The organism is Curtobacterium sp. 9128 (assembly GCF_007673775.1).
GTDB lineage: Bacteria > Actinomycetota > Actinomycetes > Actinomycetales > Microbacteriaceae > Curtobacterium.
In genome coordinates, this window is the sequence record NZ_VEAF01000003.1 from 217,947 (window position 1) to 237,108 (window position 19,162).

Genomic DNA, 19,162 nt, shown 5'->3' on the forward strand with positions numbered 1-19,162 from the left:
TCGCAGGGGGCGTTGCCGTGACCGGCAGCTCAGCGCAGCTGTCGGAGCAGCGTTGCAGCGACCTCTGGATCGAACTCGGCAGCGGCGATCCTCTGGGCGAGCTCTCCCCGCCGCCGTTCGAGCTCGGCTTGGTCCGACCGGCCGGACTTCCGGTCGAGGTCGAGCACGTTCACTTCGGTGCCGGCCGCCAACTCGGTGAACTCGCTCGACGGCGACCGGTAGAAGCGCAGCGCCGAACGCAGGGCCGCGTGTGCCCGGACCTCGTCGTGGAGTCGGATGTACACGAGGGCGAGCCGCGTGTCGTCGATCGCGGTGTCCCCACTCGGATCTCCGAAGACCTGGGCGTCGATCGCCCGCGCTCGCCGGAACCGGCGGAGCGCCACCGTCAGCTGCGCAGCGGCGCTCGGCCCCTCGCCTCGCCGCTGGTCGATCCAGATGCTCGCACGTGTGAGGTGGACGTCGCCCTGAGCGAAGAGGACCGACGCCATGTCCCTGCTCGATGCGGAGTCCGGCTCGAGCAGGGCGACGGCGCGCGCCAGGACCCGCTCAGCCTCGTCCAGATGTCCGTCCCCGTGATCGGGATCGAGCTCCGCGCGCTTGATCGAGAGGCGACCGAGATGGAGGTACGGGATCGCCGCGAAGCGGTGGGTACCGCCACCGGCACGCTCGTAGATCGCCACCGAGTCCTCGAGACGTGCTTCCGCTTCCTCGAGTTCGCCGGCGTCGAGTTGCGCCCACCCGAGGTCGTTGAGCTTCGCCGCGTACAGGGTCGAGTCCTCACCGGTCGTCCGCCGGGCGTACTCGGCGCGCTCACGGAGGATGGGGACGGCCCGCTCCGGGCGACCAGCGGCGAGGTGTGCGTGACTCAGCGTCTCGCGCAGGAGGTCCTGGTGCCCCGGATCGGCGTCGACGGAGAGCAGCGGCTCCAGGAGTGCCACGGCTGCGCCGGGAGCGAGTTGTTCCGCCCTGATCAAGGCGCGGTGGATCGCGACCACGCCGCCGACCTCCTCGCCGAAGCGCTCTTCCAGCTCGTCCACTGCCCGCAACGCATCCGAGTACCGGCTCCGCCACTCCAAGCCCAGGATCCGGGAGATCAGGGCGTCCATGACCGCCGCAGTGTTGCCGACGCCCACTCCCAGCGCGAGGGCACCACTCAGGACCTCGTCGGCTTCGGTCATGCGACCCTCGTGTGTGAGGAACGCCCCCTCGAGACCCATGAGCGTGGCGCGCGCGACCTCGGGGGACGTCGTCTGGTCGACGAGCGCCCCAGCAGCCTGGAAGGCACTCCGGAACCCGCTCGCCCGACTGAGGTTCACCGCGGTCCTGGCCAGGTCGGTGAAGATCGTGAAGTCCTCATCGGGTGACTGGCCAGCAGCGCGCACGAGCATCGGGACGGACGGAGCGAAGCTGTCGAAGGCGATCGCCTGTCTGGTCCCGGACGACAGGAGCAGCATGTCGAGGGCGGTCCTGCAGCCGTCGCGGACCGAGTCGGCGGTGGCGGGTCCGTGCAGTCGGGCAACCAGCGAATGGCATCGGACGACACCGCTGTCCTCCGTCTCCACCAGCCCGACGGCACGCAGCGCAGCCAGCGCGTCGTCGACCGCGAAGACCGCGTCCCCGTCGGGCTGCACCGCCGCCAGGAGGAGCTGCCGCGGGATGCCGACGTCACCGCAGACGGCGATCATCGCCAGGACCGCTCCGGACTCGCGGTGCAGGGCGACGGCACGGGCGAGGTTCTGCGCGAACGTCAGGGCGAACGAGTCCGGGTGGTCACGTGGTGCGAAGCGTTCGAGTACCGCAGTGGTGTCACCGCGGAGTCGGTCGAGCACGTCGGCAGCGGAGAGTCGGGTCGACCGCATGTAGGACGCGACCTGCTGCAGCACCAGCGGCGACCCGCCCACGAAGGTCGCGAGATCGTCGAGGTCTTCGCCGTCCTGTCCGTCGACACCCGCGAGCTGTCGGAGCAGGTCCGTCGACTCGACGTGGCCCAGCGGGCTGAGCGGCACGGTCCACGCCCGTGGGAGGTCGAGGTCCGACTGCGCGGTCATGATGAGCGACGTCCCCGCGGCCGCAGCCACGTCGAACGGTTCCACGTCCTCGGCTCGTTCGACTCCGTCGAGGACGATGAGGCAGTCGCCGCTGGTGGAGACGGCCGCCATCAGGGCGGCGATCGGGTCTTCGGTGTCATCGAGGCCGTTCGACGTCAGAGCCGCCGCGCAGTCGGCCTGCAGCGTCCGCCGGTCCCCGGCGCGGAGCCAGAAGACCGTCCGGTCACTGCCTCGAGCAACCGCACGTGCGACCGCGGACTTGCCGTTCCCTGGGCCCCCGACGACGACACACCGCGCGTGCTGGTCGAGAGCGATCCGCACGGCGCCCTCGGCGGTTGGCCGCTCCTGGTAGTGGCCGCCGCCCTCCCGGTCGTTCTTCCGGAGTCCGAAGCCCTGGAGTCCACGACCCTGCTCGGAGGGCCCGTGTCCTCGTCGGCCGCCGTCGTGATCGGGGTGCCCAGAGGGGTCGACGGGGAGGGGGGTCAGTTGCGCGAGGAGGAGCGCGGGCAGCAGCGGGCTGCCGCTCTTCCGTGCGTCGCGCCGGAGGCGGAGGTCGAGCGCGTCGGCGAAGTCGTTCCCGAACCGATGGAGGTCGAGCGCACCGAGCTCGAGTCCCTCGGTCGCGCGGACGACCCGGCGGACGACCTCGGCCCATCGCGGTCGCGCGTGGCCGAGTCCGTGCCGTGTGACCGTCTCCGAGAAGAACAGCTCCTCGGGGCGTCCGGCCGCGAGGACCGCTTCGGAGATGACCGTGGCCATGGCGGAGGCGTCGCGCAGCTGCTCGGCGGCAGCGTCCTCCACCGCGTCGACGATGCACGGAGTCAGGGCGCGTCCGAGGGCTCCCCGACTGAGACTGGTGCGCACCAGACCGGTCGCCGCCGTCGCGAGACCCTTCCCCGCGGCCCCCGCCGCCACTTCCAACACGTCCTCACGGTATCGCGGGTCGGTCCCGTCCCGGCCCGAGGTGACAGGATCGAGTCGTGTCGTCGATCAGCGCAGAGCCGACTCCGGAAGCGCCGGTGCCCGCCGCCCTCAGCGCGGTGATCGAAGGTCGCCCGGCCGTCCCCGTCTGGGTGAACGAGATCGGCGGCATGACCTTCCGCATCGGCGGTGACGGCAGCGTCGGCATCGCCGAGGAGTACGTCAAGTGGGTACCGACTCGCTACGCCGCGTGGATCGCCGACGAGGCAGCCCGACTGGCGTGGGCAGGGCGGTGGCTCCGCGTGCCGGAGGTCCTCGACCACGACGCCGACGAGGACGGCGCCTGGCTCCGGACCCGGGCGCTCCCGGGATGGAGCGCCGTCGACCCCCGCTGGCGCGACGAGCCCCGCACGGCGGTGGTCGCCGTGGCCGAGGGTCTCCGGGCCCTGCATGACACCCTGCCCGTCGAGGACTGCCCGTTCACGTGGTCGACCGCCGACCGTGCTGCGCGAGCCGCTGCCGTCGGTGCCGATCCCGCAGCGCTCGGCCCCGAACCGCCCACCGACCGGATCGTGGTGTGCCACGGCGACCCCTGCACGCCGAACACCCTGATCGGAGCGGACCGTCGCTGGTACGGCCACGTGGACCTCGGGGCGCTCGGGGTCGCCGACCGCTGGGCCGACATCGCCGTGGCGACGATGGCGCTCGGGTGGAACCACGGTCCGGGGTGGGAGCAGCTGTTCCACGAGGCGTACGGCGTCCCGTTCGACCCCGAGCGCACCGCCTGGTACCGGGCGCTCTGGGACCTCGACGACGACGGGGTCTAGAACCCCACGCCGCGCGCCGCCATGAACGACACCGGATTGGTCGTCCCGCCGCCGACGTGGGTCTCGTAGTGCAGGTGGCACCCGGTCGAGTTGCCGGTGGACCCGACCAGTGCCACGAGCGTGCCCGCTGCGACCTGCTGGCCCTTCGTCACGCGGAACCCGCCGTTGACGATGTGTCCGTAGGCGCTCTTCACCCCGTTGCCGTGGTTGATCCGCACGTAGTTGCCGTACCCGCTGTACCAGCCGACGTACTCGACGGTGCCGGCCGACGCAGCGACGATGGCCGACGAGCAGGCGCTGCCGAGGTCGATGCCGTCGTGGAAGCTCGTCGCGCCGGTGATCGGGTGCACCCGCGTGCCGTACGAGCTGGTGATCCGACCGCCGGCGGGCCGGACCCACCCCGTGCCGGAACCGGAGCCGACGGAACCGCCGCCCCCGCCGCCGCCACCGGAACCACCGGAGGCGGCGCGTGCCGCCGCCGCTCGTGCCGCGGCCTCGGCGGCCTCGCGCGCCGCACGTTCCGCGGCGGCCTTGCGCTCCGCCTCGCCCTTGGCGAACTCGGCTTCGGTCCGGACGCGACCCGACTTGAGGGTGGCGAGCTGGGCCTCCAGTCGGGCGCGGTTGTCCTGCTGCTCGTCGTACGCGGCCTGCGCTCGGTCGGACGCGGCCTGTGCCGCGGCCATGCGCTCCTCGGCCGCCTTCGCGAGCTCGGCCAGCGCCTCGGCCGCACGGTCCGCCTGGCTGGAGAGTGCGCGGGCGACGGCGGCGTCGGTGGTCGCGACGGTCTCGACGCGTTCCGCCTGCTCCGACAGCTTGCTCAGGGCGCCGAGGTCGTACAACAGGTCGCGGGTGTCGTCGCCACCGGCGAGCACACTCGTCGTGACGTCCGCGCCGCCGGACCTGGCCATCTGCGCCGCGAACTGTCCGGCCTGCGCGGCGCTCTCCTCGGCGACCTTCGCGTGTTCCTCGGCGTCGGTGCGGAGGGCCTGCTCCTTCTCGGCCGCTCGTTGGGCCTTGCGCTGCGCGTCGCCGTACTCGTTGCCGCGCGCCTCTGCCTCGGCCGCGGCGGTGTCTGCTTCCGTCCCCAACCGCCCGATCAGCCCCTCGATGTCGGAGATCTGGTTGTTCTTGGCGGCTTCCTGCCCACGGGCGGCGAGGACGTCGTCCCACGAGGGGTAGGTGGCCGCCGACGCCGGGGGAGCATCGAGCACCAGCGTGCCGGTGAGACCGAGCAGGGCGAACCCCGTCACGACCAGGCGCAGACGCAGGGCGGCAACGGAGTGCGTGGGGCGGGGGGCAGAGCGAGTCATCGTGCACGAGCCTATACATCCGTACAGGCTCGACGAGGACCCGACGCTCCGGCTGTGGAGAACTGCGACGCGGAGGAACGGGTGTGGAGGAGCTCAGAACCCCCGCTCGCGCAGGATCGCCTCCGCGCTGCCGACCACGTCCTCCCGCAGCCGCGCCGCACCGGCGGTGCCCGCGTAGTCCCAGATGTCGAACCCCGTGCAGTGCGTGACCGACGCCGGGGCACCGAGCGAGTCCTCGACCGGCGTCGACCAGACGTCCCCGGAGCCGACCACGACGAACGTCGGCTCGGCCCCGCGGTACGCGCCGAGGTCCACCAGCCACGGGTACGTGCGGAACGTGTCACGGACCTGCAGCAGTCCGATGTTGGTCGAGCTGTACGCGGCGAGCGGTCGCACCGTCCAGTACTGCCCGACCCCGACGACGTCGCGGCCGTCCGCCCAGCGGTCCAGGCACGACGCCGGGGTGTAGGCTGCGGTCCGGACCGCGCGGAGGGTCGACGGGGCGAGGGCGACGCCGGCGGCGACGACCACGGCCGCCCCGATCGCGAGCGCGACGCGGACGCCGCGGAGCGGCCGGTGCACCTGGGTGCGGCGGACCGTGGTGCGGACCAGCTCGCAGACCGCGACGAGGGCCGTGAGCGGCGCGACGACGACGGGCTCCAGGTACCGCGGGGTGGCCGACCCGGCGACGACGACCCCGATCGACACGGCGACGATCGTCACGAGCGGGAGCACGGACGCCACGAGCACGGTGCGCGACGTCCGGACGCGCCAGCCCCAGACGGTGCCGCCGACGCTCAGGAGCACCCCGACGAACATCAGCAGGAGCCCGGCGTCCCCGAGGGCGGTCCCGGCGCGGACGTCGGTGAGGGACGCGAAGAAGCCGAGTGTCCGACCCGCCAGTTCCGGGTGCACGTAGGTCGACGGGTCCAACGAGACGAACGGCCCGAGCGGGATCCGGACGAGGTACCCGACGAGGGCGCCGCCGACCACGACCGCCGACAGCCAGAGCGCCGGCCGCCACGGCACCCGCCGGGCGAGCCCGAGGAGCAGCAGCGTGACGACCACCGGGGCGCCGGACCACGGGACGTAGAGCGGGTTCGACGCCGTCGTGCACGCCGCGACCAGCCCGAGCGTGACCAGCACCACGGGCGACGCACGACCGACGCGGATCCCCCGCAGCACGAGCGCAGCGGTGGCGAGGAGCGCCAGCACGACCCCGTAGTAGTACGTCGTGGTGAGCAGGAGCGAGGCCAGCTCGAGCGAGGTCGCCGTCGCGGTGGACTCGGTGAGGACGAGGAGCGTCAGGAACCCCACCGCGAGCGCGGCCACGGCGATGCGTGCCGACCGTCGAGCGGACGGCATGAGCTCGTTCGCGACCGCCCGCAGCAGTGCGTACACCGCCACCATGACCAGCACGCCGTTGAGTGCCAGCGCCTGCTGCGGCGAGCCGGTGACGAGGGAACAGACCAGGTAGACCGGCAGCTCCGGGAAGAAGAAGAGCGCCGGCGACATCGCCCACTCGAACGGCTGCCCGAGCTGGATCGACCGGACGACCATCGGCAGCAGGACCGAGTCGCCGTCGTACCAGAGCAGGGCCACGCGGGCCGTGGCGAGCACGTGCCGCAGCGCGATCACGGCGAGCGTGACGGCGACGAGCGCCCCGAGCGCCTCGCGGCCGACCGCGCCGCCCACCCGACGCAGTCGGGCCGTCCCGACGCGGTCGCGCGGCGGTGCATCGAGGGACATACCCGGAGCGTACCGACGCCGACCCGGCGTGAGCGGCGAGGTCGCCTGATCGTCCACGCAGACTGGATGAGCGCCGCGGGGCCTCGACCGGCTACCCTTGAGCGCTGTGACGGACGCGCGCGAGCAGTTGATCGACCACATCACGGCCGAGGCCGTGTTCCACGGCGACTTCACGCTGACCAGCGGCAAGAAGGCGACGTACTACATCGACCTCCGCAAGGTCAGCCTGGACCACCGCGTCGCCCCGCTCATCGGGCAGGTCATGACCGACCTCATCGCCCAGGTCCCCGACGTCTCCGCGGTCGGCGGCCTGACCATGGGCGCCGACCCGATCGCGAGTGCGGTCCTGCACCAGGCCGCGGCGCGTGGCGGCACGTACGACGCCTTCGTCGTCCGCAAGGAGCCGAAGGACCACGGCCGCGGCAAGCAGGTGGAGGGCCCCGACCTCCGCGGCAAGCGCGTCGTCGTCCTCGAGGACACCTCCACCACCGGTGGATCGCCGCTCAAGGCAGCGGAGGCGCTCGAGCGCGAGGGCGCGATCGTCGCGGCCGTCGCCGTGGTCGTCGACCGCGACACCGGCGCGAAGGAGAAGATCGAGGCCGCCGGGTACCCGTACTTCGCCGCGATCGGCCTGGCCGACCTGGGGTTGTCCGCGTGACCGAGGAGCGTCCGGACGGCGCGCACGAGCCCGACCAGACCGGCGGTCCCGACAGCGGGAGCGACGGACTGGAGGCTCGTCCCGCGTCCGCCCCGGACGCTCGGTTCCCGGGGCTCCGCAGTGCCGCCGACATCTTCGGTGCTCCGAGGAAGCCCGACGAGTGGCCCTCCCGCCGCGAGCGGCGGGAGGCCGAACGCGCCGCCGCCGAGACCGGCGCACCGCTGCCGGAGCCGTTCGTCCCCGACGAGCAGGCCCCGGTGCCGCCGGCGCCGGACGCGGAGTCGCCGGTGGCGGACGCAGCGTCGCCCCGCCCGGACGCGCAATCGTCCCGCCCGGACGCGCAATCGTCCCGCCCTGACGCGACGACGCCGCCTGCGTCGATGCCCGCACCGCCGCCCGCACGGCCGACCCCGCAGGACGACGGTGCCACGCAGGCGATCTCGATGCCCGAGGAGCTCGCTGCGCCGTCCCGTCCGGCGCCGCCCACGTCCGACCCCGACCGCTCGCTGCTCGGGTCCCGCATCCCACCGGCATCGGCCGTCCCGCCGAACTCCACCGCGCCGCACCCGAGCTCGATCCAGCTGCCCACGGCGCAGGCGCACCGCGACCAGCGTGCCGCCGAGACCCGGGCGATCGAGGACGAGCGTCGCCGCCTCGACCCGCGCGGCGAGGGGCGCGACGACGTCGACTGGCTCGGCCGCGCCACCGGGTCCACGCCGACCAGGAACGACGCCGCTCCCTCGCAGCCGGTCGGTGTCGAGGGCGTGCTCCCGTCGAGCACCGAACCCCCGAGCTTCACGGACCTGCTCCGTGTCCAGGGCGGCGACCTCCAGGGCCGTCCGGCGCCGGCGCGTCCGTTCGACTGGGCGGTGCACGACGACGAGACCGGCGAGGTCCCGACGACGCTGACCAGCGACTCGTTCGACACCACCGCGCTCGGCGCCGGGGCGTGGCACATCGCGGACGACGACGAGGCCGACGTGGTGTCCGACGAGCTGCCCGTGGCGAGCATCGCGGACACGACGGCCGACACCACGGCCGATGCCCCGACGACCGCGCTGCCGGTCCCGGAGACGGTCGACGCCGCCGACGGCGCGAGCTGGTCCCTGGCCGACGAGGCCGCCAGGACCGGCGAGGTGTTCCCCGGCGACACGATGGACGACCCGGCTGACGACACCGCCGGGCACGGCGACGCCGGCCGCACCGACGCTCCGGTGGTCGACGAGACGCCGGCGCCGCGGGACGTGGACGCCCCGACCACCGCGTTCGACGCCCCGGTCGCAGCGGCAGCGACCTCGGCGGCGACTCCGGCACCGACCCCGTGGTGGGCCGAGCCCGAGTCGACGGTCCCGCCGGCGGTGCCGCCCCTCGTCGAGCCGGCAGCGCCGGCCGAGCACGGTTCCCCGGAGCACCTGCCGCCGGCGGTCGGCCCGGACTTCGAGGCGCTGCTCGGCGGCCACGACGACCACGACGAGTGGACGCCGGCGCCGGCGACCGATGCCGCGCCGGTCCTCCCGCGCTCGGCTCCGGAGGACCTCGACCAGTCCGAGTGGCACGGTCGCGAGACGAGCGACACGAGCGTCATCAAGGACCTCTTCGGCACCCAGGCCGTCGACCAGCTCGGCTCGAGCGGCTACGACCCGAACGACACCGGCACACGGATGATGCCCGCGTCGGCGATGCCGGCGCACACCCCCGCGGCGGGACGGGCTCCGTCCGCGGCCGGAGGACCCGTCGGAAGCACCTCCGACCGGGGCGGCCTGATCAACGACGGCTTCGCGCGCCTGCGTGGTCAGGGCACCCGTGGCAAGCAGCTGCTGTTCGGCGGCGCGATCGCGATCATCGTCGTGATGCTCGTCGCCGTCTTCCTGCTGACACGGTGGATCATCGGCAACAACATCGAGGAGAAGACCGTCCCGCCGACGAAGTCGCCCGCTGCGGCATCGGCGCAGGTCAGCACCGAGCCGTCGGCCGGACCCTCGGCGCCCGTCACGGCCGCGGCAGCGCCGACGATCACGTTCGCCTCGTCACCCGCGGCACCGGGGCAGCACCCCTGGTACGAGCTCGCGGGCGGGGAGTGCCTGACGCCGTTCGACAGTGCCTGGGCGCAGGAGTTCACCGTCGTGGACTGCGGCACCGAGCACACCGCACAGCTCACCGCACGCGGCACGATCGAGGGCGACACGTTCCCCGGCGCGGAGGCCGTGCAGACCCAGGCGGCGACCCAGTGCCAGTCCGCCGCCGGACTCGACCTGACCGGCGCCGCGAAGTACGGCGACGTCCAGGTGCAGGGCGTGTACCCGCCCGACCAGGCCTCGTGGGACCAGGGCGACCGCTTCTGGTCGTGCTTCGTCACCCGCTCCGGCGGCGGCGCGCTGACGGGTTCGCTCGCCCCGACGGCGTAGCGCACCCGCGCGCCGCCCCACCCGCGCCGCCCCACCCGCGCGGAGCCTCGTCCGCGCGCCGCTCCGTTCGCGCAGAGTCGACGCAGAACGACGGGGTCGCTGTCGTACGACAACGACCCCGTCGTTCCGAGTCGACCCTCAAGGGGTGGAGGGCCCGACCCCTACGCGTGGACCTTCGACGACACCTCGTCGAGCGTCACCAGCTCGTCGTCCGTGAGCTCGAGCTCCGCCGACGCGACGAGTGCCGGCAGCTGCTCGGTGTTCCGTGCCGACGCGATCGGCGCCACGACGTCCGGCTGGGCCTGCAGCCACGCGAGCGCGACCGTGGCGATCTCGGCGTCGTGCGCGGCGGCGATCTCCGACAGCGCGTCGACGACGGCGAGTCCGGCGTCCGAGAAGTACCCGCTCACCTGGCCCTCGCGGTCCTTCCCGGCGAAGTCCTCCTTCGTCCGGTACTTCCCCGTCAGGAACCCGGCGGCCAGGGCGAAGTACGGCACGACGCCGAGGTGCTCCGACGCCGCGAGCGGTGCGATGTCCGTCTCGTAGGGCTGCCGCGTCACGAGGTTGAAGTGCGGCTGGATCGCGACGGGCAGCGCCAGGTCGTTCTCCTTCGCGATGCGGATCCACTCCGCGGCGCGGTCCTTCGAGTAGTTCGAGATCGCCGTGTACCGGACGATGCCGTCGCGCACGAGCTGGTCGAACGCGCGGACGGTCTCCTCGAGTGGGGTGTCCTGGTCGTCGAAGTGCGCGTAGTAGAGGTCGATGCGATCCGTGCCGAGGCGCTGCAGGCTGGCACGTGCGGCCTTCGCGACGGTCTCGGCGCCGAGGCCCTGGAACGCCGGGTGCTGCGAGCCCTTCGTGGCGATCACCACGTCGTCGCGCTTGCCGGACTTCGCCAACCACGAGCCGATGACGGTCTCGGACTCGCCGCCGGAGTTGCCCGGCGCCCAGGCCGAGTAGACGTCGGCGGTGTCGATGAAGTCGCCGCCGGCACCGGTGTAGGCGTCGAGCACCTGGTGCGAGGTGGCCTCGTCGGCCGTCCAGCCGAAGACGTTGCCGCCGAGGGCGAGGGGGAAAACGGTGAGGTCGCTTGATCCGATGCGGGGCATGGGGGTCCTTTCGTGGTGGAACGATCCGACCTGTCCACGCTAGGCCGGTGCGCTTGACAACGTCGTCATGCTCGACTGTGGTGGAGGGGACATGCCGACGCTCGCCTCGTACCTCGCCGATCCCCGACCGATGGTGCGGCTGCGTGCCGTGATGGCCGCCGGTACCGAGCCGTCGCCGGACGAGCTCGAGCTCCTCGTCGAGCAGTGCGCTGTCGAGCCGGACCTGCAGGTGCGGGAGATGCTCACGTGGGCGCTCATCCGCCTCCCGGCCGAGGTCGTCGTGCCGCGACTGCTCCGGGAGCTCGACCGGCCGGAGCCGCAGGCACGCAGCCAAGCACTACACACCCTGTCGAAGCTGCACGACTCCGCCGTGTACCCGCAGGTCGCCGAGCGGCTCACCGACATCGACCCCGGCGTCGTCCGGACGGCCTGGCGCGCAGCCGTGGTGCTCGCGCCGGCGGAGGACCGTCCCGACCTCGCCCGCACGCTCGCCGTGCAGCTCGGCCACGGGGACCGCGAGACCCGCCTTGCCCTGAGCCGCGCGCTCGTCGGGCTGGGTGCCGAGACGATCGCGCCGGTGCTCGCCGCGGCCGCCACGCACCGCACCGAGGCCGTCCGCGAGCACGCCGCCGACACGGAGCGGCTGCTGCACGACCCGGACGCCGGGTCGGCGCTGGCGCGCGAGCGCGCCCGACGCGAGGTCGCGCTCGGCCGCACCCGCTCCGCCAAGGGCTGACGCGACCGTCCGGCGCAGCCGGACGACAGATGCGCAGGCGGGCGCGTGCGCAGACGTCGCTGCGGTGCGCACGGTGCGGACGGGAGGCCCGTGGCGGGGCCGACCCGAGCCTCCAGTCCGGTGCCGCGCGGTTCCGGGGCGGACGCACCAGTCCTCGGATTCGGGTCGCCGAACAGGGCGGATCGGCTTGCGCGTGCGGATCGGAGCGCGCCACAGTGGGTGTCGAAGGGGAGTAGCTCCCAGCGCGCGCATCGACACACTGGCCATCAGGACGATCGGCCCGGTGCGCCACCCCGACCGGTCCCACGCCGGTCCGGGCGAGCGAGACCTTCGGCCGTTCCGCCATGGCCGAAGCGCTCCCGAGCCGCGTCATGGCTCGACCACGAGGACACCATGACGAACACCCTGACCCCCGCACCGGCAGCTCCGCCGGCAGCGCGGATGAGCGCCAGTGCCTGGGGACGCATCGCGATCTGCATCGCGATCGCCCTCCCCGCCGTGGTCTTCCGCATCGGTGGCCTCGCACCGAGCCCCGTCGTCGACCTGCTCGTCTTCGGTGCCGCGGTCGTCGCGGCGTCGTTCCTGCTCGCCTGGGCCGCCGAGGCCGCACAGAAGGACATCTCCGGCGCGCTCGCCATCGCGATCCTCGCGCTCATCGCCGTGCTGCCCGAGTACGCCGTCGACCTGTACTACGCGTTCCGGTCCGGCCACGACCCGTCGTACGAGCAGTTCGCGGCGGCGAACATGACCGGCTCGAACCGGCTGCTGCTCGGGTTCGGCTGGCCTCTCGTCGTGGTCATCTCGTTGCTCGTCGCGCGGCGGTTCGTCCGCGCCGGGTCGATGCCGCCCGTCGCGACGAAGGTGCTCCAGCTCGAGCGGTCGTCGCGTCTGGACATCGGCTTCCTGGCGCTGCTGGCGCTCGTCGCGTTCCTCATCCCGCTGATGGGTTCCATCCCGATGTGGTTCGGGTTCGTGCTGCTCGCCGCGTTCGTCGCGTACCTCTGGCGGGCGTCGAAGGTGTCCGACGACCCGGACGACGACGACGAGGAGCTCGTCGGCATGGCGGGCAACATCGCGTCGATGCCGCAGCGTGCACGCCGGTGGACGATCGTGGCGCTGTTCGTCGTCGCGGCGGCCGTCATCCTGTCGTCGGCGGAGCCCTTCGCGGACGCCCTCGTCGAGTCCGGGAGGGCCCTCGGGATCGACAGCTACTTCCTCGTGCAGTGGCTCGCGCCGCTCGCGACCGAGGCGCCGGAGTTCATCGTCGCGGCGCTGTTCGCGCTCCGGGGCATGGGCGGCGCGGCGATCGGTACGCTCATCGCGTCGAAGGTCAACCAGTGGTCGCTGCTCGTCGGGTCGCTGCCGATCGCGCACGTGCTCGGTGGGGGCACCACGGGCGGGCTGCCGCTCGACTCCCGGCAGGTCGAGGAGTTCATGCTGACCGCGTCGCAGACCCTGCTCGGGGTGGCGATCATCATCGCGCTGCGCTTCCACCGCTGGTCGGCGATCGCGCTCGCGGCGCTGTTCGCGGTGCAGTTCCTCGTGACGGACACGAGCGGGCGGTGGGTGTTGAGCGTCGTGCACCTCGTCGCGGCCCTCGTGGTGTTCTGGATCAACCGGCGGGACATCCTCCCGACGCTCGCGGCCCCGTTCCGCCGGGCGTCGTCCGAGGTTCCGGTCGAGCGTTCGGTCGTGGGTCCCGTCGAGCGTCCCGTCGAGGTTCCGTAGTTAAGGCATCTCGGCGGGGCTGCAGCGCGAGTCGTGGAACCTCCGCGGACCTGAGCGGCGAGTTGTGGAACCTCGAGAGGCGACCAGGCAGCGCGGGACCAGGCAGCGCGGGACCAGGCGCGGGACCAGGCAGCGCGGGGCCACGGCGGCGCGGCAGCGCGGGGCCCGGCGGCACCGCGGGCAGCGCTCCCGAGCGTCAGTCGCCGTCGGGAGCGAGCCAGATCGCGCCGGCGGCGGCAGCGGGCAGGTCGACGAGCGACTCCGTGCCGTCGGCCGAACGCCGAGCGACGGCGATCACCCCCGCGTAGTCCCGCACCTGCTCCACACGCAGGTGGGTCCCGAGCCCGACACCGAGCTCGTCGAAGTACCGCAGCAGCGAGGGGTCGTCGTCCGAGACCCGGTCGACGGTGCCGCACGCTCCCGGCTCGATCGTCCCGAGGAGCGCTCCGGGGGAGTCCGGCAGCGAGCCGTCGGCGCGGGGGATCGGGTCGCCGTGCGGGTCGTGCGTGGGATGCCCGAGGTCGGCGTCCACCCGGTCGAGGAACGTCTCCGACACGGCGTGCTCGAGCGCCTCGGCCTCGGTGTGCACCTCGTCCCACGTGTAGCCGAGCCGCGACACCAGGAACGACTCGATGAGCCGGTGCCGGCGGACCATCGCCACGGCGACCTGGCGACCGAGCGGGGTGAGCACGACGCCGTAGTACGGGGTGTGCTCGATGAGGCCGTCACGGTCGAGCTTCCGGAGGTTGCCGGACACCGTCGAGGCCGAGACCTTCAGCGCGGCGGCGATGTCCCGGGTCGCGAGGCCGTCGTCCCCACGCTCCTGGGCCTTCCACACGAGTTTGACGTAGTCCTCCGCCATGGTCGAGAGCGAAGGGAGGCGCATGTGTCAATGGTACAAACAGGCATGCCGACGAACCGACGCCGCTGGCCCGTCCCGCCGTCCCTGCTGATCGGCCTCGCGCCCCTCGTGGCGTTCGCCGGCGTCAGCGCCTGGCGTTCCCGCCCGAGCGACGACTACCCGACGCTCGGCACCACGGTCGACAGTGTCGTCCGCTCGCTGCTCGTCCCCGAGGGCATCGCGGCGCTGGCGCTCGCCGTCCTCGTCACGGCGCTCGGCTGGTGGCGGATCGCGACGGTCGACACGGAGCGCGGCCGCCCCCGCTGGACGTGGATCGCCCCCGCGCTGATCCTGGTCGTCTGCCTCGTGCGGCTGCCCCTGGTCGACTGGGGTGCGCTGCCCTGGCACTACTTCCCGCTGCTCGCCATCGGCGTGCTCTTCGTCGGCGTCTTCGAGGAGCTCCTGACCCGCGGCGTCCTGCTCGTGGGGCTCCGCCGCCGGCTGCCGGAGTTCGGCGTGTGGATCGGCTCCTGCGTGCTGTTCGGGCTGCTGCACCTGCTCAACGTCCTCGCGGGCGCCGGGGTCGGGCCGACGCTGATCCAGGTCGTGTTCGCGGCGTCCTTCGGGTCGACGCTGTACCTCGCTCGACGCCTGACCGGGAACCTGCTCGCCCCCGTGCTGCTCCACGCGCTGTGGGACTTCGGCTCGATCGCGGTGTCGGCAACCTCCCGCCAGGGCTTCGACGACGTCGTCGTGGTCGGGACCATCGGACTGTTCGCGTTCGCGGTGCTCGCGCTCGGCGTGGTGGCCGGCGGTGTGGTGGCGTGGCGCGACGACCGCCCCCGACGCCTGCGCCGGCGGTGGCGCGACGTGCCGCGCAACGAGGTCGCCGGGACCGCAGCCGACCTGCGAGTCCCCACAGACACTCCGGCCGGTTCACGCAGCTGACGGCAACCGTTCTCCTGACCGACACCGGGCCTCCTTACCGTCGCTGCGATCCCAGCCGGAACGCCGGCCGGTCCACAGGAAGGAGCGCCGCCCCGCCCGGGGCGGCAACCACGCATGCGCACATCCGCACGCGCCATGGCCACGGGGGTGACGGTCGCAGCGATCGCGACGTCCCTGGTCATCGGCAACCCCCTCACGGCGAACGCCGCGGGGTACCCCAGCGACGACGCCAAGCCCGACCTCATCTCCCTGCTGAGCGGCTACGACTCCTTCTGGAAGTCCAGCGGCAGCAACGACCTGCACGGCACGGTCGTCAGCGGTGCCACGCTCGCCCAGAACGACGAGCTGACCAGCTGGATCAACCAGAACGCCACGAAGGCGCAGCAGTTCACGGCGCTCCAGGACTCCGAGTACAAGAACGACCCGACCGGCTACGACCAGTCCTCGACGGTCGGTCAGGGCCTCGGCGACGCCCTCGAGAAGATCTACCTGCAGGGTCGACAGAGCGGTGCCCTGCCGCTGACCGAGGCGCTCATCAACAGCAACACGGGCACGACCGGCGCGTACGTCAGCACCGGCGCCGCGAAGACGCACTTCAGCTACCCGCGTCCGTACCTGCCGACGGACCCGGCGGCGACGCTGCCCGCCGGCGACGACCAGGCGTCGTGCAACCCGGCGACCGTGAACGCCTCCTCGCTCGCGGGCAACCGCACGGGCAAGGCGTGGGCGGACGCGAAGGGCAACCTGACGATCACGCGCGTGCCGGTCCAGACCGACACCACGCACGAGTTCTCGCCGAGCGACGTCGTGCTCGACGCGGGCTACGGCACCAAGGGCATCTGCCAGGGCGGCTCGTACCCGAGCGGCCACACCACGACGGCGTACCAGGCCGGCATCACCCTCGCCACGCTCGTCCCCGAGCTCGCGCCGGAGATCCTCGCCCGCGCGTCCGAGAACGGCAACGACCGCATCGTCCTCGGCGTGCACTACCCGCTCGACATCATGGGTGGTCGCATGGACGGCGAGGCAGCCCTGGCCGCCCGCTGGTCGGACACGCAGTTCCGCACCCAGGTCCTCGAGCCGGCCCGCGCCGAGCTGACGAAGTACCTCGAGGCGCAGTGCGGCAACACCCTGGCGAACTGCATCGCAGCCGAGAAGCCGTACCAGAACGACCCGTACGGCGGGAAGGCCATGCCCGGCGGGACCGCGCAGGTCGTCACCGACCGCGCCTCGGCCGTGGAGGTCTACCGCGAGCGCATGGACTACGGCTTCGCGAAGACCGGCGCGACCGGCCTCGCCCCGAGCGTCCCGACCGGCGCCGAGAACCTGCTGCTCAGCACGTTCCCGACCCTGACCGACGCGCAGCGCACCGCCGTGCTGGCCCAGACCGAGATCGCCTCCGGTGACCCGCTCGACCAGTCCGGCACCGCGAACGGCTCGTGGGAGCGCCTCGACCTCGCCGCGGCCACCAGCGCGACGGTCCACGTCGCAGCCGACGGCTCGGTGAAGGTCGTCGCGACGGGCGGGACCGCGAAGGTCGTGTCCGGCGTGCTCACCGCCCCGAACGGCACCACCGTGCGGGCCGGGTCGCAGCTGGCCCTCGCCGCCACCGGCCTGACCGCCGGAGCGACGTACCAGGTCGTGCTCCACAGCGACCCGACGGTCGTCGGCACGCTCACCGCCGACGCGACCGGCGCCGCCACCGGCAGCGTCACGGTCCCCGCCGGCACCACGGCCGGTGCGCACACCGTCGACCTGGTCGACGCGACCGGTGCGTCGGCGCTCGTCGACCCGCTCGCGATCACCGTGACCGCGGCACCCGTCACCGGGACCGGCACCACCCCGGGTACGACCACTGCCCCGACCGGCATCCACCTGCCCGTCGTCAGCGGCTGAGTCACCCCACCGCGGCCGGCCGACGCCCCGTGCGTCGGCCGGCCACACCCGTCCCGGTTCCGGCCACCCGGACTGGAGGCTCGGCTCGCCGCCGCCACGGACCCCACGTCCGGCTCGGCTCGCCCCGCCACGGACCCCACGTCCGACTCGGCACACCCTCCGTCCGCCCCACCGTTGAGGAAGACCCCGTGCAGAAGCGCACTCTCTGGACCTCCGTCGGCATCGCCGCCGTGGCCGTCGCCGCCGCCGGCGCGATCGCCGTCCCGCTGCTCGGGAGCGCCTCCGGAACGCCGCACACCGCGGCGGCACCGCCGACGCCGAGCGCCACGGCGACCGCCCCCGCGGTGCCGTCCGTCAGCGCCCAGGCCCTCGCCGCGCTCCCCGAGGCGCAGTACTCCGCCGTCGTCCCCGGCCTGATGCCGTTCGCCGAGACCGTCACACACGACACCGTGTTTCACCTCCGCTCCGACGCCCCGCTCTTCGGTGCCGACCGGACGACGCCCGTCGCCCGGTTCGCCGCGCAGGACTTCCTCCAGCAGCCGAGCACGGTGGTCGGGCTCCGCCGTGAGGGAGCCTGGGAGCTCGTGCTGACCCCGGCACGGCAGCAGCTCCCCTCCGCCGCGGGCGCATCGGGTGCCGCGGCGCAGACGTCGGCGTGGGTGCCGGTCGCCGCGCTCGAGGAGACCGCGACACCGACCTCCCGCGTGGTCATCTCGACGAAGGACCAGCGCGTGTCGATCGTCACCGCGTCCGGCACCGTGCAGCAGTCCTTCGCCGCCGGCGTCGGCACGGCGGACACCCCGACGCCGACCGGGGTCACCGGCTACCTCGAGCAGCGCTACGTGGACCCGACGCAGGGCACCGGGACGCACCCGATCCAGCTGACCTCGCTGCACTCCGCCGCGGCGGACGAGCCGTACGGCGGCCACGACGGCGGCCTCATCGGCGTGCACTGGAACGCCGACACCTCGGGTGCGGTGTCGCACGGCTGCGTCCGCCTCGACGCCCAGGCCGTGGCGGCGATCGACGCCCTGCCGCTCGGCACCCTCGTCACCGTGGAGTGACCCCGCCGCACGCGCGTCGCGCGGTTCGCCGGAGTGCTCCCTCCCCGGTTCGCACCCCTGCACGGACATCGCGCCCCGTCGACCCGGGGCGCGATGTCCGTGGCGGGGTGCGACGTCGAGGTGACGGGGGTGTCAGCGCCGGTGGGCGACGGCGAACACCCTCCGGAAGGGGTAGACGGTCCCGTGTCGAGAAGCCGGGTACGCCTGACGCAGGCGCTCGGCGTACGCGGCCTCGAACGCGGCGGTCGTCGCCCCCGTGGGGTCGGCCTGGTCGAGCGCCGCCAGGGCCGGCCGCAGCCCGGTGCCGCGGACCCAGGCGAGCACCGGGTCCTCGCCGGGGAGCAGCTGCATGTACGTCGTCTCCCACGCGGTCGTCGCGAACCCGGCGTCCTCGAACAGGTCGAGGTACGCGGCCGGGTCGAGCACCGGGTCCGCGCGGAGGACCCCGTCGAGCGCGGCCGCCCACGGGCCCTCGGCAGCGACGGCACGCATCAGGGCGTGCGAGGGGGAGTCGAAGTTCCCCGGGACCTGCATCGCGAACCAGGAACCCGACGGCATCGCGGCGAGCCACCCGGGGAGCAGCTCGACGTGCGACGGGACCCACTGGAGCGCGGCGTTCGTCACGACGACGTCGTCCTCGGCGGTCGGTGTCCAGTCCTCGATCGCGCCCTGTTCGAACGACAGGTTCGGGAGGCGCTCGGCCGAGGGTGCCGCCTCCGCCAACATCTCCGCCGAGGAGTCCACCCCGATCACGTGCGCCGACGGCCAGCGTTCGGCGAGGGTGGCGGTGAGGGCCCCGGGACCGCAGCCGAGGTCGACGACGCGACGGGGAGCCTCCAGGCCGACCTGGGCGACCAGGTCGTGGAAGGGACGCGACCGCTCGTCGCGGAACGCGGCGTACCGGGTCGGGTCCCAGCGCATG

The 19,162-nt window shown here is 73.3% G+C and carries 14 protein-coding genes; 8 read left to right on the forward strand and 6 right to left on the reverse strand.

Annotation, left to right across the window (positions count from 1 at the left end; translation table 11 throughout):
* Positions 1-29: 29 nt before the first annotated feature.
* Positions 30-2,972 (reverse strand): tetratricopeptide repeat protein, encoded by a 2,943-nt coding sequence (locus FS641_RS07305; protein WP_144762119.1) that lies wholly within the window; start codon positions 2,970-2,972, stop codon positions 30-32.
* A gap of 56 nt (positions 2,973-3,028) precedes the next feature.
* On the opposite strand from FS641_RS07305, the gene FS641_RS07310 reads away from it, so the two are divergent.
* Entirely contained in the window at positions 3,029-3,796 is a 768-nt protein-coding gene (locus FS641_RS07310) for an aminoglycoside 3'-phosphotransferase (RefSeq protein WP_260855727.1), read from the forward strand.
* Here the strand turns inward: FS641_RS07310 and FS641_RS07315 are convergent.
* Together FS641_RS07315 and FS641_RS07320 are read right to left on the reverse strand one after the other, a co-directional pair.
* Entirely contained in the window at positions 3,793-5,106 is a 1,314-nt protein-coding gene (locus FS641_RS07315) for a M23 family metallopeptidase (protein WP_144762122.1), read from the reverse strand. The two genes, FS641_RS07310 and FS641_RS07315, sit on opposite strands and share 4 nt — an antisense overlap.
* A 93-nt stretch (positions 5,107-5,199) precedes the next feature.
* Complete coding sequence (locus FS641_RS07320) at positions 5,200-6,855, reverse strand: hypothetical protein (RefSeq protein WP_144762125.1); 1,656 nt, start codon at positions 6,853-6,855, stop codon at positions 5,200-5,202.
* 106 nt (positions 6,856-6,961) lie between these two features.
* Between FS641_RS07320 and pyrE the strand changes: the two genes are divergently transcribed.
* Positions 6,962-7,513, forward strand: a complete 552-nt coding sequence (gene pyrE, locus FS641_RS07325) for an orotate phosphoribosyltransferase (RefSeq protein ID WP_144762128.1) — start codon at positions 6,962-6,964, stop codon at positions 7,511-7,513.
* Entirely contained in the window at positions 7,510-9,918 is a 2,409-nt protein-coding gene (locus tag FS641_RS07330; protein WP_144762131.1) for a septum formation family protein, read from the forward strand. The genes pyrE and FS641_RS07330 overlap by 4 nt, the downstream gene beginning before the upstream one ends.
* A gap of 161 nt (positions 9,919-10,079) precedes the next feature.
* Here the strand turns inward: FS641_RS07330 and FS641_RS07335 are convergent, their stop codons facing one another.
* The gene (locus tag FS641_RS07335; RefSeq protein WP_144762134.1) at positions 10,080-11,027 is read right to left on the reverse strand and encodes an aldo/keto reductase; all 948 of its coding nucleotides are present in this window, start codon (positions 11,025-11,027) and stop codon (positions 10,080-10,082) included.
* A 91-nt stretch (positions 11,028-11,118) separates the two neighbouring features.
* On the opposite strand from FS641_RS07335, the gene FS641_RS07340 reads away from it, so the two are divergent.
* Both FS641_RS07340 and FS641_RS07345 read left to right on the forward strand, forming a co-directional pair.
* Positions 11,119-11,763: a HEAT repeat domain-containing protein gene (locus tag FS641_RS07340; protein ID WP_144762137.1), complete on the forward strand. Its 645-nt coding sequence runs from the start codon at positions 11,119-11,121 to the stop codon at positions 11,761-11,763.
* A 393-nt stretch (positions 11,764-12,156) separates the two neighbouring features.
* Positions 12,157-13,491, forward strand: coding sequence for a sodium:proton exchanger (locus FS641_RS07345; RefSeq protein ID WP_260855728.1), 1,335 nt, complete (start codon positions 12,157-12,159; stop codon positions 13,489-13,491).
* 196 nt (positions 13,492-13,687) lie between these two features.
* On the opposite strand, the gene FS641_RS07350 is transcribed toward FS641_RS07345, so the two are convergent.
* On the reverse strand, positions 13,688-14,377 hold the full coding sequence (locus FS641_RS07350) for a metal-dependent transcriptional regulator (RefSeq protein WP_144762140.1): 690 nt from the start codon (positions 14,375-14,377) through the stop codon (positions 13,688-13,690).
* 21 nt (positions 14,378-14,398) lie between these two features.
* Here FS641_RS07350 and FS641_RS07355 point away from each other — a divergent pair, with 21 nt between their 5' ends.
* The 3 genes from FS641_RS07355 (at position 14,399) to FS641_RS07365 (ending at position 18,240) form a co-directional block, all read left to right on the forward strand.
* Positions 14,399-15,280 carry a CPBP family intramembrane glutamic endopeptidase gene (locus FS641_RS07355; RefSeq protein ID WP_186317627.1) on the forward strand — a complete coding sequence of 294 codons (882 nt, stop codon included), beginning with the start codon at positions 14,399-14,401 and terminating at the stop codon, positions 15,278-15,280.
* Positions 15,281-15,415: 135 nt separating this feature from the next.
* Entirely contained in the window at positions 15,416-17,176 is a 1,761-nt protein-coding gene (locus FS641_RS07360) for a phosphatase PAP2 family protein (protein ID WP_222122061.1), read from the forward strand.
* 188 nt (positions 17,177-17,364) lie between these two features.
* Positions 17,365-18,240 carry a L,D-transpeptidase gene (locus FS641_RS07365; protein WP_144762148.1) on the forward strand — a complete coding sequence of 292 codons (876 nt, stop codon included), beginning with the start codon at positions 17,365-17,367 and terminating at the stop codon, positions 18,238-18,240.
* 132 nt (positions 18,241-18,372) lie between these two features.
* Here FS641_RS07365 and FS641_RS07370 read toward each other — a convergent pair whose 3' ends face one another.
* Positions 18,373-19,161, reverse strand: a complete 789-nt coding sequence (locus tag FS641_RS07370; RefSeq protein WP_144762151.1) for a trans-aconitate 2-methyltransferase — start codon at positions 19,159-19,161, stop codon at positions 18,373-18,375.
* Position 19,162: the final 1 nt, after the last annotated feature.

Coding starts and splice junctions, on each gene's coding strand:
- FS641_RS07315 (WP_144762122.1), bottom strand. CDS start 5,106: ATGACTCGCTCTGCCCCCCGCCCCACGCACTCCGTTGCCGCCCTGCGT.
- FS641_RS07320 (WP_144762125.1), bottom strand. CDS start 6,855: ATGTCCCTCGATGCACCGCCGCGCGACCGCGTCGGGACGGCCCGACTG.
- FS641_RS07335 (WP_144762134.1), bottom strand. CDS start 11,027: ATGCCCCGCATCGGATCAAGCGACCTCACCGTTTTCCCCCTCGCCCTC.
- FS641_RS07340 (WP_144762137.1), top strand. CDS start 11,119: ATGCCGACGCTCGCCTCGTACCTCGCCGATCCCCGACCGATGGTGCGG.
- FS641_RS07345 (WP_260855728.1), top strand. CDS start 12,157: ATGACGAACACCCTGACCCCCGCACCGGCAGCTCCGCCGGCAGCGCGG.
- FS641_RS07350 (WP_144762140.1), bottom strand. CDS start 14,377: ATGCGCCTCCCTTCGCTCTCGACCATGGCGGAGGACTACGTCAAACTC.
- FS641_RS07355 (WP_186317627.1), top strand. CDS start 14,399: ATGCCGACGAACCGACGCCGCTGGCCCGTCCCGCCGTCCCTGCTGATC.
- FS641_RS07360 (WP_222122061.1), top strand. CDS start 15,416: ATGGCCACGGGGGTGACGGTCGCAGCGATCGCGACGTCCCTGGTCATC.
- FS641_RS07370 (WP_144762151.1), bottom strand. CDS start 19,161: ATGCGCTGGGACCCGACCCGGTACGCCGCGTTCCGCGACGAGCGGTCG.